The organism is Kiritimatiellales bacterium, from assembly GCA_041656295.1.
Classification (GTDB): domain Bacteria; phylum Verrucomicrobiota; class Kiritimatiellia; order Kiritimatiellales; family Tichowtungiaceae; genus Tichowtungia.
Genome location: JBBADV010000032.1, coordinates 1 through 13,821 on the forward strand (window position 1 = coordinate 1; position 13,821 = coordinate 13,821).

Consider the following 13,821-nt stretch of genomic DNA (forward strand, 5'->3'; position numbering starts at 1 on the left):
TTGGCAATAACGCCGTCATCCATCCCGGACTATTTACCATTTCTCAACTGATCCTGCAGAAAGCGGCAGACACCACTTTCGGAAAAGCCGGCGCCGAATGGTACCGCCGGAATGAGGATTTTACGAGGCAATTTAAAGAAAACATCAACATTTTTGCGGCGTTCAAAAATCACGAGCAGACCAAGAAGATTGTGGGACTGCTCACCCGCGAAGATGGCTCCCTGCGCGGCTACCAGGAGTTTGAAGAGCTGGCGCTCAAAATCTCCGAAAAATACAACGTGGCGCATCTCCAGACCGAATACAACACCGCGGTGCGCAGCGCGCGCATGGCGGTTAACTGGAAGAAATTTCAGGAATCAAAACACCTCTATCCCAACCTCGAATACACCCCCAGCCGGTCGGCGCATCCGCGCGATTCGCACAAAAAGCTCTGGGGAAAAGTGTTTGCAATGGATGATCCCATTTGGGAAAAAATCATGCCGCCCTCCGAGTGGAATTGTATGTGCGGCATCCGGCAGACCGATGAGCCGGTGAGCGAAATCCCGGCGGATTTCGAGTGGCCGGTGGTTGATCCGGCATTGGCGATAAATCCGGGCGAAACTGCAAGTTTCGTAAAGCTGGAAGAAACGGGCTACTATCAGTCCGCCGATCCGGCAGACAAGGCAACCATTTTAATTTTTGCACAAAATCAAAAAAAATGACATTGGACGAACTTTCAGATTATTTCGACCAGCTGGCCAACGAGATTGGGGAAGCGATGCAAAAAGACATCCCCATCATTGTGGGGGTGGAGGCGGTGAATTTTTTCAAGCAGGGGTTTGAGGATGAGGGGTTCACCGACAAATCGTTTGAACGCTGGGCGGAGGTGAAGCGGCGCATGGGCCAGGGAAAAGGGGCGGATGCGGTGCGTAAAATCCTCACCGGGCGCACCGGAAATCTGAAAGATAGCATTGATTATGACGTGGAGCCGTGGAAGGTGATCGTTTATGCCAACCCGCAAAACGTAGGCGCGGGCGAGAATTACGCCGCAACCCACAACTTTGGCGGCGTGGTGAATGGCGTATTCGTGCCGCAACGGCAGTTCATCGGTCATTCCGAACAACTGAATGATAAAATAAAGGAGAAAATTGAAAATTATTTGAATCAAAAAATTTCGCAACATGAATAAAGAGGTTATTTCACAAATATTCGCCCGGCTGGAAGCGGAGGCGGAAAGCTTGAATTGGATAGATATCGACACCGGCCAGCTTGACCTGCTGAACCAGCGCCCCCCGGTGGCATTCCCCGCTTGCCTGGTGGACATCTCCTATCCGCAATGCGAAGAGGTGGGCGGCGGCGCGCAGATTGTTACCGCAAATGTTGCGCTGCGCCTGGCATTCGATTTCACCGGCGCAACGAACCTCCACTCGCCGGTGCGCGAAACCTCGCTGGCTTTTCTGGAGGTGCTTGAACAGGTGCATGAAGCGTTGCAGGGCTGGAGTTCGGACGCGCTCAGCATCTTCTCGCGCCTGAGCGCGGCGCCTGAGCGCCGCCGCGACGGACTGAAAGTTTACCGGGTGCTCTACCAGACCACCTTCCAGGAGACCACCGGCTGAATCCCTGCCGGTTTTCACATTATAAATATTTTCTATCTCTCATAAAAATCCGTTATTAAAATAATGGAAAATAGTTGTTGTTTTGTTTGGAAATACATCATATTTGATTTATCTTTACAGTATCAAAACAACAGTTATTAATATTTAAAAATTAGAGACATGAAAAAGGTGAAGGTTTTTAGAGTAAAATACAGGTTCTGGGTTCCTGGCAACATGAACGACGGCAGTCAAGGCCGTTATGAATATGGGAATGAATTAACAACCGAAAGGTTGTTGAAAGAATTCAGCCCGGAAACTGAAATTTTGGAAAAATCAGAAGCTTCTTTTGAGGATAAAGAAGCTTACGCAAACCTGATCACAAATCTCGCAGGCACTGAATGCGATATTTGGACCCCGGAAGAGCACTCTTGGGCACAAGAGAATGTGCCTGAAGATTATTAATCTTCCTGCCGGAGCTGCACGGCATTCCCCGATACAGCAGCTAAGTGAAAATCGGGAAAACTCAAAAAAATTTTTATCAATTAAAAAATAGAGACATGAAAACGTACACATTTTTCAAAAAGAGTAAAAGAAGCCAAATTTTCATTGAAGATGAAAATGGCAATTTCTTCCGGTCGGCAAAGGATTACAGCGACAGCAGCATCATTCCCGTTACCGCGGAAGAGGCCGGTACCTTCCGCCGGATCACCTGGACCATCCAGGCAGAAACCATTGAAGATGCCCGCTACAAGTGGGTGGGTGAGCAGATTGCTGCCCGAAATGAGGCAAACGAAGCCAAAGCCGTGTTGGAAAACCAGCAGGCCGAAAAACGTGCCGCACTCCTTAAAATGGCAGTAATCCCTACCACCATCGAGAACCTGAGCCTGGTGCTGGAACATTTGAACACGCAGAACTGGGGCACCTGGAATCTGCCGCAGATGACTATTGGTTACTCCGCGCATCAGTACGATTGCGACGGAAAACAGATCAGTACCATCACCCTCGATCGTCCGATTGAATTTTGCGGGCGCATGGAAACCCGGTTCAAATCCGGTTCAAAAAGAGGACATCTTGAAAAGTACAACTGCATTTAGGATCGCGCCATGAAAAACACAACCATCAGCAACGAACCGTGGAAGCGGCTCGTTGCTTCATTAGCTGAGCGCGCCCGCGAAAAGGGGATGACTCAGCAGGAGATTGCCCGGAATACCGGTTATTTTCAGCAGAATATTTCCCGGTTTTTCCAGATGACCCACGCGCCGCGGTTGGATGTTTTCCTGACAATCAGCAAAGCGATCGGCGTGCATTTTCACTCAACCGACGATCCGGCGTAACTTTGCAGTGAGTAACTTTTTTGTTACAAAAATAAATTGAAAATAAGTTGCAAATCCATTTTAATTGTTTATTTTTATCCCGGTTTCACCATCCAGCCGCGCCGGAATTGAAACAACGTAGTTTTTAGGCGCGCACTCTTAATCGCACCATGCGGCTGGAGAAACCAAAAACCCTGCATTTTTTGCAGGGTTTTTTGTTTCAATTAGGGTTCAGCTGCCAGATTCCGGTCAGTGTAATCAATCTTTTTTTTGAGCGCTTCCAACCGCGCTTTCAAGGCGCCGTTTTCTGCGGCAAGCGCAATAAGCTGCTGATCCTTTTCGCGCATCAGCAGCGCAAAGATGTTCTCTTCGGCGGTCAGCTTTTTGGGTTTTTTCTGCTCAATTTCCCCTTCGCCGGTCAGCAGCCAGTCGGCGTTCACATTTCTGAACCGCAAAAGGATTAATTGCAACATTTCTGAGTCCGGGCGGTTGCGGTTCTTTACGATATTCGACATCCGGGAGGTGGAAATGCCAATCTGCTCCGCAAATTGATTTTGTCCAAATCCCAGATATTCAAAGAGTTGCCTCACGCGATGATTTATTTCATATTTTTCCATGTTTTTTATAAAGAAATGTTTGCAAATTTCAACAAATGTTTGTATGTTTGTCGAAGATTTCAAACAAAACTACGTTAAAAAATGGATAAAAATCAAGTTTTAGAGAAAAAAAAGCACGGAGATCTCAAACAGGCGGGCTCAATCTTAGGTATTTCAGAGCAAAACGCCTACGCTGCGCTCAACCGCGTAGGCTCCAAACACCACGAAAACGTCGTGAAAACGCTGTCGCGCATCATTCGCATGCGCGAGGAGTTGAAAAAGGAAATTGCCGGTTGAAAATATGCTGTGGCTTAACAACATACTCTGCCTGGAGGTTAACAGCGACTTGATTGCGCCGGGAATCCTGAGCCGGCACAATTACGACAAAATGGTCAGCCGCAATCAGGTGCACGTAGTGCGCCGCGGCTGCCGGAACACCACCGCGCTGGTTGCCTGGGATTCGCTGCCTGGCCGGTTCCAGCGGCAGGTGGCAGAACGGATAGGCGGCAATCCCGCCGAACTGGTAAAAAAAGACATAAAACAGAAGATTATGCCCGATTTCAAAGCGTTTGAGTTTTTTTCAAACTACAAGTACCCCGACGGCAGCGCCATTCCGGTGGAGCGCCAGGACAACATCCTGCTCTGGTCTAATAACGCCGCATTGCTCAACACGTTGCGGCAGGAGTGGGAGAGCCATGTTCGCGCACGGGCGGCGCATGGCCGCCGTCCCATGATCACCGATTTTTTTCGCAACGCGGTGGAGCTGGTCAAAAACCCGGATGTGAAGCAGGAATTTCCGCACAACCTCCCGGAGAATCCGCGCCGGTTGCGGGAAAAACTTGAAAATTACATACGCGACGGCTACGAAAGCCTCGTGAAAAATTACGCGGGCAATTCCAATGCCCGCAAAGTTACCTCCAACATCGAGCGCCTGATCCTGGCGTTGTATGCGATGCCCAACAAGCCATTTATGGCGACGGTTTACGAACTTTACACGCTGTTCCTGAGCGGCGACCAGGCGATCATCGACCAGGGCACCGGCGAAATTTTTGCACCGTCGGATTTTCGTCAAAAAAACGGCAAACCCATTGAGCTTTCCGAGAGCACGATTAGCAATTATGTTAACAAACCCTCCAACCGGGTGTTGGTTGACCGGCTGCGGAACGATGCCAAATTCTTTAACGACAAACACAGCCCGCACCACCACCGCCAGGGCCCCGAATTCAGCCTTTCAAAAATCTCCATGGACGACCGCGACATTCCAAACAGCAATGTCAAAGCGTATTATGCTTATGATATCACCAGCGGCGCAATTATCGGAAAAAGCTACACCGAAAGTCCTTCCGTGGAGTGGGTGATGAACTGCATCCGCGACATGTTTGCATACCTTGACCGCAACGGGATGCCCATCCCGCTGGAGGTGGAGGTAGAAACTTTCTTAATGAACCGGCTGAAAGACACGGTGCTCAAAGAGGGCAGCCTGTTCAAATTCATCCGTTGGTGTAATCCGGGAAATTCGCAGGAAAAATGGGCGGAGACCGGCAACCGGTTGAAAAAACTGGGCGTTGAAAAGAATTTGCAGGAGGGGATTGGCCGCTTCTATGCCAAACTGGAAGCCAATCGTCCGAAACAGGTCATGGAGTGGGACGACGAGGGGCGCCGGGTGAAAGACCGGACGCGCAGCTTCCACCAGGCGGTGGCGGATGACCTGCTGAGTATTGAAAAATATAACAACCAGGTACCGCGCAGCCATCAGCGTTATGCTGGCAAAACACGGCTTGAAATTCTGCGCGAAAACGTGAACCCGGAGTGCATCCAGCCCAACCCGGCGCTCATTGCCAGGCAGGTGGGATTCCGCACCGAAACCAGCATCATGCGTAGCCAGTACGTTACGGTGCAATATGAAAAATATGCGCTGCCCTCCCCGGCAATCCTGGAAAAACTGCTGCCAAACAATTACAGCGTGGAGGCCTACTATCTGCCCGACCACGACGGCAACATCGAGCGCGTATTCCTTTACCAGCGCGACCGCTTTATCTGCGAGTGCGAAAAGCTGGAAAAATACAACACCGCCCGCGCCGAGCGCACCGACAGCGACCTGGATGCTTACACCAACCAGGCGAAATATGTGTCAAAATTCCGCAATATGGTAAAAGAGGGCAAAAACAAGCTGCCAAAATTGCAGGTAATTGAAAATGAACCGCTCAACGGGCACGACCTGAACGTGGAGGTCTATCTGCCAAGAGAGGAGGACGCCCGCGATTTTGACCTCGACTACAATTTTGAAAATGACCCTTTAGAATCTTTTTAATTAAAATTAATTGATATGTTAACAAAAGAACAGAAACTGAAAGTCATCGCTGCCATTCATGCGCAGCAGAAAAATTTTTCCAGCCGGAAAAAACACGCCGTCGCCCTGGGCATTTCGCCCGCGCAACTCACGCGCATTCTCCGCGCCGAACCCGAAACCGAGGGCGTGATCGGCGAAGCCCGCTGGGTGAGCATCGCCCGAAAATATGATGTGCAGTTAGTGGACGAATTCAAAATGCACACGGCAAAAACCGAGGTTTTTAAATTCGTGTGGGCGCAATTGAAGTTTGCCCAGGAAAACAGCGTAAGCGGCATCCTCTGCGACCGCGCCGACATCGGAAAAACACACACCGCAATGATGTACGCGCGCGAAAACCGGAATGTCGCGTACGTGGACTGTGGCCGGCACAAGACCAAAACCGCTTTTATCCGCGCCATTGCGCGGGAATTCGGACTGACACACACCGGCCTCTATTCTGAAATCTTTGAGGATGTGGTCTATTACCTCAACACCACCACCGTGCGCCCGCTGATCATCCTTGACGAATTCGGAGACCTGAGCTACCCCACGTATTTGGAGTTCAAAGCCCTGTGGAATGCGACCGACAAGCATTGCGGTTTTTACGCGATGGGCGCGGACGGGCTGGCCACCAAGCTCAACCGGAATATCGAATACAAAAAGGTGGGGTTCGCTGAAATCTTCTCCCGCCTGGGAAACAAGTACCAGCGCATCACCCCCTATCCAGAGCAGGAATTCATTCAGTTTCAGCGCAAACAGATCGCTGAAATCGGTCTGGCAAATGCCTGTCAGGATGTGCAACGACTGCATGCCAAAACAAACATGAGCCTGCGCCGCATCCCGATCATGTTGTCTTTAGAACGAAAAACCGCCCAACATGGAAATTAAGCTGAAAAGACCCATCACCGTTACTGACCTTTATCGCCGGCGCATGGAGGTGTTGGACTTCACCGGCAGGTTTCACGATCTCACCGGAAAACCGGAGGTTCGCGGAAGCTGGCTGATCTGGGGCCGGAGCGGGGAAGGGAAAACGCACTTTGCGCTGCAGCTGGCGCGCTACCTGACCGATTTTGGCCGGGTGCTCTACAATTCCCTCGAAGAGGGCGCCAGCGCATCCATCCGCGAAGGTTTCCGACGCGTGGAAATGGAAGCGGTAAACAACAGGATTCACCTGCTCGATCAGGAACCGGTGAATCTGCTGCGATACCGCCTGCGGATGCGCAATTCCGCCAGTTTCATTTTCATAGATTCCATCCAATACACCTTCATGGAGGTGGCAGAATACAAGGAGATGCTGAAAGAATTTCCCGATAAGCTGTTCATTTTCACCAGCCACGCCAAGGGGAAGGAGCCAAAGGGCGCCCTGGCGGAATCGGTCTGGTTTGATGCCAACGTAAAAATCTGGGTAGAGGGGTACCGGGCTTTTGCCATGAGCCGTTACGGCGGCGGAACGCCCTTCGATATCTGGCCGGAAATGGCCGCCCTATACTGGGCAGACACTAACAAAAACAACGAGTAATGAAAACAATTGCAAAAAAAGACCTGATCCGTATTTTTCACGCCAAATTGGCAAAAGCCGGGCAAATGAAAAATAAGCGGGTGATCCTCGCAAGCTTCGGCGTGGAAAGCGCCTTGCAACTCAGTTGCAATGAGCTTGAAATGTTGATTAAATCCCTCGACAGCGATGCCGATCTGTGGCGCAAGCGGGTGATTGCCGCGATTTTTGGCTGGTGCAAAAACATCAGCTATCCGGCAGACATGGCTACCGTGAAAGGGATCGCTGCCCGCGCGGCAGGCTGGGATAGGTTCAACGAAATTCCGGTTTCCCGGCTGCGCGATATCTATTATGAATTCCGGCGCAAAAACAAAACGACCGAAACAGTGCAGGAATTCCGTCGCGATATGATCGAAACCCTTAAAAATCAAAATTGATGGCTTATAACAGAAAATACTATTTGCGCCGCGTGGCCAAAATCCAGAATATCGTCCTGGAATGCCAAAAATCCGGGGCTTCGCTCACCTGGATTTACGAGAACCACATCCGGGATACTTACCACATTTCCAAGAGCACTTTTGACAAGTACCTGGGGGTGCCGGCAAAACACGAGTTGCGCAAAATGGAAGAGTGTAATAATTAATTTAATTTTTTCAATATGAATGCAATAACTGTCATCACCATTCTGCCGCTCACCATCACGGTGATTGTGATTGCGGCAACCTATTCAACACTGATCGTCTGGTCGGTGTGGTCGCTGTTCTGGGGAAAAGAGGCGGTTCAGGAATTTTATAAGAATCCGATAGGCCGTCGCTGCCGGTTCTATGACCTGAACGGAAAAATGAAAAAAGGAAGGGTCATTTCCGCAACGCCATTCACCCCTACCTATTTTGAAGTCCTGGACGAAATGCAGAACTACCATTACATCTGGAAGCATGAAATCTATCCGGGCGGGCTACTCTATTTTTTCACTAAAAAAACAAAGCCATGATTGTCAACATCTATTTTTCCCGGGAAGAAATCAGAAGTTTCTTTCTGCAGAACGGCATCCAGGTCATTGAAAGCACTTTCGGAACCTGGAGGAAAGAATATCATAATCAGGATAAGTGGGTGGAATACCCTGCCGATGCTGTGATTATTAACGACCGGCAGGTGGAGGCTTCCAAGCTTTTTGAAAAAGTTTCCGCCGCACGCCTGAAACAACTCATTGCCCCGCGCGGGGAGCACATGAAGAAACTCATTCAGCGCGAATTCAAAAACATGACCCGGTGATGGAACGGAAAGATATACCCGACGGCATTTTGCGCACTTCAACCGGATTGCTGATTGATGTTTTCAACCCCGATCCTGACTGCATTTTGATTGAGGATATTGCACATGCGCTCAGCAACCTCTGCCGTTTCGGCGGCCACACCCCGCGCTTCTACTCCGTGGCCGAGCACAGCATCCGTTGCGCCAACCTCGTTCCGGGGCGCCGCCGCACCCTGGAGGCATTGCTGCACGATGCCTCTGAGGCTTACCTCGTAGATGTGCCAAGTCCTATCAAGAAATTCCTGCCGGAATACAAAAAGATTGAAGACAATCTAATGAAAGCCATCTCGCTGAAATTCGGCTTCCAGTATCCGGTGAGCAAAATTGTGGAACTGGCCGACAAAGCCATGCTTGAAATCGAGTGGCAGAGCCTGATGGTTGATAACAGCTGGATCACCATGCCGCAGGAGTACGCCCGCAACACTTTTTTGGATTACTATAATTTTTTGACAAAATGAAAAAGAAGCATGAACTATGGACCGGCGCGGAGTTGAACCGCCTGCGCGAATTATACAAAACGCACAATTTCAGGGAATGCGCTGAAATCCTGGGGCGGAGGCCGGAAAGTGTCAAAAACGCGTTAGCGCGAAATAAAATAAAAAGCGGCAGATCAGGCCAGTTTCCAAAAGGAAATATTCCCTGGAGTGCCGGAACGAAAGGAATGGTTACCGGAGGCAAAGAAACGCAGTTCAAAAAAGGTTCTCAACCGGCAAACAAAGTGCCGGTTGGCACGGTGAGAAAGCATTCCGATGGTTATTTTTATGTAAAAACCAAAGCAAAATGGGAGTTTCTGCACCGCGAAATCTGGCGCCTGATGGCCGGCGAAATTCCAAAAAACAAGATCGTTGTTTTCCGGGACAGAAATCCGGGGAACTGCCGGTTTGAAAACCTGGAACTGATCACCCGCGCGGAACACGCGCGCCGGAATATGAATTACAGAAAATCCGGGGAGTCCCTGAAAAAACTTTGGGACAGGGAAAAACAACGGTTGGATTACGGCCTGCCGCCAGCCTCCGGTTTCGGCGAAATCCTGCGCCGAAAGGAAAAACGGCGCGCAACTTCAACAGAAAAAACACAAGCGATCATTCCGCCGATGAGACACGGCATTATTATTAATTCTAAATTTTAATTTTTTAATTATGGCAACAAAAAGAACAAAAAAAGTGGTGCTCACAGGGATCACCACGGAAGAAATGGAATCGGCCTTTGCCGATTACGCAACGGCTGACGCCAGGTTGCAGAAACTGAATGCGCTCATGGATGAGCAGTTCACGCGCATTCGCGACAAATACGCGGGCGAAATCGCCACGCTGAGCGACAAAAAAGACAAAAATTTTGCAGTCGTTCAGGCTTTTGCCCTGGAAAACCGGGAGGAAATTTTCACCAAAAAGAAAAGCCTCGACACGGTGCACGGCACTTACGGATTCCGCACCGGTACCCCGAAGTTGAAAACTTTGCGCGGCTTCACCTGGGCATCATCGCTCAATCTGATCAAAGCATTCCTGCCCAATTATGTGCGCACCAAAGAAGAGCCGGCAAAAGAGAAACTTATCGCCGACCGCGAACTGCCGGAAGTGGCGGTCAATTTTGAGAAATGCGGTATTGAAGTCGTCCAGGATGAAACCTTTTTTATCGAACTGAAAAAAGAGGAGCAGGAATGACGCGGAACTTGCCGGAATTTTACTATCAGAAATATCGCGGAATCTGGGCGGTTTACCGGCGGTTGCAACTGCCCGGCGGCGGCATTTCGTCAAGTAAAATCGAAAGCTACGCGCTGCGCGAAGAGGCGCGGCGTGAAGTTTTCCGACTGAACGGCTGGAAATACACCGCCCCACACACATTTTTGAAATAAGGCCACGGCGGGCAAAATCGCTGCGTTCTCACCCGGAAAGGCTGTTTTTTGATTGATTATTTGATATACTGTTTTTGGTTTTATTTTTCTCATAGCGCGCGGCCTTTCCGGTTTTTTTTTAACCCATAAAATTTACAAAAAATGAAAAAAATAATTTTTATCTCCCTTCTGATCCTTTCCGGCTGCGCGCCGGGAAAAATGATTGGAACCGGTTACCTGGTTACCGTTCAGCGCGGAATCCGCACCGAATGGCAGAAAGTGGAAACCGCACAACAGGCCGATCAATTTGTGCACCAGCACACCGGCCTGAGCTTCAACACCGATACCCTCCTCGGCAGCTACCTTCCGTTCTGGACGTTCCGCAACGGAACGCTTGAAATTTATGTCGAAAAAAAAGGCATATACGAGAAAAAAACCGGTGCTAAAAAACGCTGGAGGATGTATGATGAAAAATTAAAAATTAAAAATTAAAAATTATGAAGCAGTACAATTTGAAAGCCGAAAAACGAAAATTATCGTTTGGCGAATTAACAGTAATCGCTTTGGGCGAGCGGGGGAGAGGCCGCTACGAAACGCTCATCCCCCGGCAGTCTGATATTGCAGACGGGGATTTTGTTATTCCCGTACCCACAAAATCGGGAAAAGTGAAAATCATAAAAGGAGGGGGAAAACCGGGATGGATTGCCCGGGTTAGCTGCGCAGGGTGCTACACCCGCGGAACCGTCGGTTCTGCTTTTGTGCATAAAAAAGACGAAAAAAAAATAAAAGTTCTTGCGTCAGGGAATGGTGCAGAAGGCGATGCCGGGCGTATCGGATACTGGGAAGATTTCATCCTGCAAATCGAAGACAATACCCTGCTGCGGGTCAAGCCGCATGGCGGGTATAAAACTCCCGCCTATTTCATCTTTTTTAGCGAGGACAAAGCGCTCGAGATGAGCAGAGATGAACTTTTTATCTGGGCTGACGCATACGCCGCAGATGATTATTCTCTCGACGGAGAAGTTTTTCTAAAAATTGAAAGGATACATTAAAAAACTAAAAAAATGAAAGCAATCCTTGAATTCGACCTGAACAATCCAGAAGATCATCTGGATTACAAAATGGCAACGCAAGCGTTGCCGATGGGACTTGCCCTTTGGGAAATCACACACAACCTCCGCCGCCGCGTGGAAATGCAGCTGGAGGCATCAACCGGCAACCACGATGCCGAAACCGTCATTTCCATATTTTTTGACAAGCTGTTTGAAATCATTGACAACCAGGGCGTGGATGTCGTCCAGGCGTTCAATGAAATCAATAACAACCGCCGCCAGCCCGAGGATGGCCGCCTGTTCCGCAGCCTGAACGATGTGGAGGCGGTTGTTTGCAAGCTTTTCAATCGCACCCCCGACGAACTGCGGAAACGCAACCGGCAACCCGGTTATGTTATTCCCCGCCAGATGGCGATGGCGCTCTCCGTGCTCCATTTCCCCCAAATCACCTACGCCGACATCGGCTGGCATTTTGGCCGCTTCGACCACAGCACCGTATCTCACGCCCTCCGGGCAATGAAAAACAAAATAGACACCGAGAAAGATTTCCGGGAAAAAACCGCACCCTACTTTGAAGGAATGAGATGGCCATTTTGATTGAGAAACATGAAAAGATTTTGAAGTGCCTGATGATTTTGAGCGTTGCTGAAATGTCATATAACGGCTGGCGGTATGGTGTCGGTTTGCCTTGCAGACTTTTTCAACCTACCACTACCGTAACTGGCAAACTGCACTATACCGCAGGTTATGCCTTGTACTTTTTGTAAATTTGTAACTAAATAATATTTGATAAAATGAAAAAAGTAAAATTAAACCCGGAATGCTTCAATAGACATTATCCACCACACAGACCGTGGTATGTATCTCCTGAGTATGATTCTTTAAATCCTGGCATGGCTGATGTTGAATGGATTGTTGAAGAATCCCCCGAAAATCCAGAATCTTATTGGGCTGTCGGATTTATATCTGGTGATACATTAGTTGAACTTCGGAAACATCATTATTGGATTGAAAAACGGGATTGTCTTTAGTATAAGGCATAACGTAGTATTTACGAATGTTTAAAAAAAAGAAAATAAACAGGGTGTGAGAAATCACACCCGCTAAAAAAAATATTATGGAAAAATTTAATGACTATACAAATTCAATCTATAAACAATTAACTAAAGAGGTGTCTAATAGTAGAAGTGAAAGCCGTGAATCTAATGTGCAATTTGATTATTGCATTGGAGATAGCGTTTATTTAAAAACAGACAATGACCAACTCGAGAGGCTTGTGACTGGTATATTGATAAGATTAAATGGTGTAATGTTTGAATTGTCGCAATCAAATACATCAAGTTATCATTTTTCATTTGAAATTTCATCAGACAAGGATATTTTAAAAACATCAACAAATTAAAAAATTAAAGTTATGAAACAACAAAATGAGAGCGTGAAAAAATTAGAAAAGGAAGAAGAGTATAAAATCCACATCAAAGAGGCAATTAAAGAAAATACTGTAGTTCATTGTGAGACAGAACAGGAAGCAAATCGTATTTTAGAAATGGCAGAGTCACTGGGATATAAGTGGTGGTATGGAAAGGGTTATGAAGACAACACAGAGTGGAATTGCTATAAAAGAACAACGTGTTATTATTTATTTGATGGTAGCTATTCTAACTATAATTATTTTCAAATTAGAAATTATAACATCATTCCATCAACTCAAATAGAGGATTCAGAAGAAGCAAAATCATCTGATTGGACACCAGCACCAGAAGAAATTGAAGAAATATGACAAGCTTAGAGTTACTTCAAGAAATAGATGCTTGGTTGAGTTTTAACAACTCCCCATCTAAAGAGCAAATAAGAGAATTACGTATTGATATTAAAAAGCACATCAGTGAGCAATTAAATATATTGCATGTTAACAATCTGGCTAAATTAGCTGAGTTTGTAAAACAACAAAAAGACCTACCACCTGAGATAAATGATATAGTTAATGACAACTTTTGGGATTTAATTTAGCTTGTTGTTAACGTTCCGCAGCTAAACGCTGTTGGCGATTTGGAAAACGAAATTATCAACTTAAAATAAAGCAACAATGGAACACGAAAATTTTAACACAGAAGAAACTGCCAATAGCGATTTAGGTGCTGTTAGGCGTAGTGCTTTTGATGAAGTTCGTAAATGGGATAACGAACAATTGCAAACACTTTTGAAAGAGGTAAAAGAGATGGGTAAACTCGATGCCCCCAGATACTTTAAACAAAGCAATAAGATGAAGCAATTGTTTGAACTTGAAAAAGCAGATTACTACACTTGGGCTGACCAGTTT

Annotated in this window: 27 protein-coding genes; 26 read left to right on the forward strand and 1 reads right to left on the reverse strand. The window is 47.7% G+C overall.

Annotated features, from left to right (window positions below; genetic code table 11):
• The 6 genes from WC959_12340 to WC959_12365 all read left to right on the forward strand — a co-directional run.
• Positions 1 to 701: phage minor head protein (locus WC959_12340; protein MFA5689907.1), on the forward strand; the 701-nt coding region annotated here is incomplete at its 5' end.
• Positions 698 to 1,168 carry a phage virion morphogenesis protein gene (locus WC959_12345; protein ID MFA5689908.1) on the forward strand — a complete coding sequence of 157 codons (471 nt, stop codon included), beginning with the start codon at positions 698 to 700 and terminating at the stop codon, positions 1,166 to 1,168. The genes WC959_12340 and WC959_12345, both read left to right, overlap by 4 nt.
• Positions 1,161 to 1,595, forward strand: coding sequence for a hypothetical protein (locus tag WC959_12350; protein MFA5689909.1), 435 nt, complete (start codon positions 1,161 to 1,163; stop codon positions 1,593 to 1,595). Before WC959_12345 ends, WC959_12350 begins: the two co-directional genes overlap by 8 nt.
• A gap of 159 nt (positions 1,596 to 1,754) precedes the next feature.
• Positions 1,755 to 2,036, forward strand: coding sequence for a hypothetical protein (locus WC959_12355; protein ID MFA5689910.1), 282 nt, complete (start codon positions 1,755 to 1,757; stop codon positions 2,034 to 2,036).
• 95 nt (positions 2,037 to 2,131) lie between these two features.
• Entirely contained in the window at positions 2,132 to 2,668 is a 537-nt protein-coding gene (locus WC959_12360) for a hypothetical protein (protein ID MFA5689911.1), read from the forward strand.
• A 9-nt stretch (positions 2,669 to 2,677) separates the two neighbouring features.
• Positions 2,678 to 2,908, forward strand: a complete 231-nt coding sequence (locus tag WC959_12365) for a helix-turn-helix transcriptional regulator (protein ID MFA5689912.1) — start codon at positions 2,678 to 2,680, stop codon at positions 2,906 to 2,908.
• A gap of 203 nt (positions 2,909 to 3,111) precedes the next feature.
• On the opposite strand, the gene WC959_12370 is transcribed toward WC959_12365, so the two are convergent.
• Positions 3,112 to 3,504 carry a helix-turn-helix transcriptional regulator gene (locus WC959_12370; GenBank protein ID MFA5689913.1) on the reverse strand — a complete coding sequence of 131 codons (393 nt, stop codon included), beginning with the start codon at positions 3,502 to 3,504 and terminating at the stop codon, positions 3,112 to 3,114.
• A gap of 81 nt (positions 3,505 to 3,585) precedes the next feature.
• Between WC959_12370 and WC959_12375 the strand changes: the two genes are divergently transcribed.
• The 20 genes from WC959_12375 to WC959_12470 form a co-directional block, all read left to right on the forward strand.
• Positions 3,586 to 3,780, forward strand: coding sequence for a hypothetical protein (locus WC959_12375; GenBank protein ID MFA5689914.1), 195 nt, complete (start codon positions 3,586 to 3,588; stop codon positions 3,778 to 3,780).
• A gap of 4 nt (positions 3,781 to 3,784) precedes the next feature.
• Complete coding sequence (locus WC959_12380; GenBank protein ID MFA5689915.1) at positions 3,785 to 5,794, forward strand: hypothetical protein; 2,010 nt, start codon at positions 3,785 to 3,787, stop codon at positions 5,792 to 5,794.
• Positions 5,795 to 5,809: 15 nt separating this feature from the next.
• The gene (locus WC959_12385) at positions 5,810 to 6,700 is read left to right on the forward strand and encodes an ATP-binding protein (protein MFA5689916.1); all 891 of its coding nucleotides are present in this window, start codon (positions 5,810 to 5,812) and stop codon (positions 6,698 to 6,700) included.
• Positions 6,690 to 7,331, forward strand: a complete 642-nt coding sequence (locus tag WC959_12390) for a hypothetical protein (protein MFA5689917.1) — start codon at positions 6,690 to 6,692, stop codon at positions 7,329 to 7,331. Before WC959_12385 ends, WC959_12390 begins: the two co-directional genes overlap by 11 nt.
• Positions 7,331 to 7,744, forward strand: a complete 414-nt coding sequence (locus WC959_12395; protein MFA5689918.1) for a hypothetical protein — start codon at positions 7,331 to 7,333, stop codon at positions 7,742 to 7,744. The genes WC959_12390 and WC959_12395 overlap by 1 nt, the downstream gene beginning before the upstream one ends.
• Before the next feature lie 221 nt (positions 7,745 to 7,965).
• The gene (locus WC959_12400) at positions 7,966 to 8,298 is read left to right on the forward strand and encodes a hypothetical protein (protein MFA5689919.1); all 333 of its coding nucleotides are present in this window, start codon (positions 7,966 to 7,968) and stop codon (positions 8,296 to 8,298) included.
• Positions 8,295 to 8,579, forward strand: coding sequence for a hypothetical protein (locus WC959_12405; GenBank protein ID MFA5689920.1), 285 nt, complete (start codon positions 8,295 to 8,297; stop codon positions 8,577 to 8,579). The genes WC959_12400 and WC959_12405 overlap by 4 nt, the downstream gene beginning before the upstream one ends.
• A complete protein-coding gene (locus WC959_12410) occupies positions 8,579 to 9,076 on the forward strand; it encodes a hypothetical protein (protein MFA5689921.1) in 498 nt (165 codons plus the stop codon). Before WC959_12405 ends, WC959_12410 begins: the two co-directional genes overlap by 1 nt.
• Before the next feature lie 203 nt (positions 9,077 to 9,279).
• Positions 9,280 to 9,747, forward strand: coding sequence for an HNH endonuclease signature motif containing protein (locus WC959_12415; GenBank protein ID MFA5689922.1), 468 nt, complete (start codon positions 9,280 to 9,282; stop codon positions 9,745 to 9,747).
• A 10-nt stretch (positions 9,748 to 9,757) separates the two neighbouring features.
• On the forward strand, positions 9,758 to 10,279 hold the full coding sequence (locus WC959_12420) for a host-nuclease inhibitor Gam family protein (protein MFA5689923.1): 522 nt from the start codon (positions 9,758 to 9,760) through the stop codon (positions 10,277 to 10,279).
• Positions 10,276 to 10,470 (forward strand): hypothetical protein, encoded by a 195-nt coding sequence (locus tag WC959_12425; GenBank protein MFA5689924.1) that lies wholly within the window; start codon positions 10,276 to 10,278, stop codon positions 10,468 to 10,470. The genes WC959_12420 and WC959_12425 overlap by 4 nt, the downstream gene beginning before the upstream one ends.
• Positions 10,471 to 10,611: 141 nt before the next feature.
• On the forward strand, positions 10,612 to 10,941 hold the full coding sequence (locus WC959_12430) for a hypothetical protein (protein ID MFA5689925.1): 330 nt from the start codon (positions 10,612 to 10,614) through the stop codon (positions 10,939 to 10,941).
• A 5-nt stretch (positions 10,942 to 10,946) separates the two neighbouring features.
• Positions 10,947 to 11,501: a hypothetical protein gene (locus WC959_12435; GenBank protein MFA5689926.1), complete on the forward strand. Its 555-nt coding sequence runs from the start codon at positions 10,947 to 10,949 to the stop codon at positions 11,499 to 11,501.
• A 12-nt stretch (positions 11,502 to 11,513) separates the two neighbouring features.
• Complete coding sequence (locus WC959_12440) at positions 11,514 to 12,098, forward strand: helix-turn-helix domain-containing protein (GenBank protein MFA5689927.1); 585 nt, start codon at positions 11,514 to 11,516, stop codon at positions 12,096 to 12,098.
• Positions 12,086 to 12,268 carry a hypothetical protein gene (locus tag WC959_12445; protein ID MFA5689928.1) on the forward strand — a complete coding sequence of 61 codons (183 nt, stop codon included), beginning with the start codon at positions 12,086 to 12,088 and terminating at the stop codon, positions 12,266 to 12,268. Before WC959_12440 ends, WC959_12445 begins: the two co-directional genes overlap by 13 nt.
• 27 nt (positions 12,269 to 12,295) lie before the next feature.
• Entirely contained in the window at positions 12,296 to 12,532 is a 237-nt protein-coding gene (locus WC959_12450; protein MFA5689929.1) for a hypothetical protein, read from the forward strand.
• Between the two features lie 86 nt (positions 12,533 to 12,618).
• Positions 12,619 to 12,903 (forward strand): hypothetical protein, encoded by a 285-nt coding sequence (locus tag WC959_12455; GenBank protein MFA5689930.1) that lies wholly within the window; start codon positions 12,619 to 12,621, stop codon positions 12,901 to 12,903.
• A gap of 33 nt (positions 12,904 to 12,936) precedes the next feature.
• Positions 12,937 to 13,281, forward strand: a complete 345-nt coding sequence (locus WC959_12460; protein ID MFA5689931.1) for a hypothetical protein — start codon at positions 12,937 to 12,939, stop codon at positions 13,279 to 13,281.
• A complete protein-coding gene (locus tag WC959_12465; protein ID MFA5689932.1) occupies positions 13,278 to 13,511 on the forward strand; it encodes a hypothetical protein in 234 nt (77 codons plus the stop codon). The genes WC959_12460 and WC959_12465 overlap by 4 nt, the downstream gene beginning before the upstream one ends.
• A gap of 76 nt (positions 13,512 to 13,587) precedes the next feature.
• On the forward strand, positions 13,588 to 13,821 hold a 234-nt coding region (locus tag WC959_12470; GenBank protein MFA5689933.1), incomplete at its 3' end, for a hypothetical protein.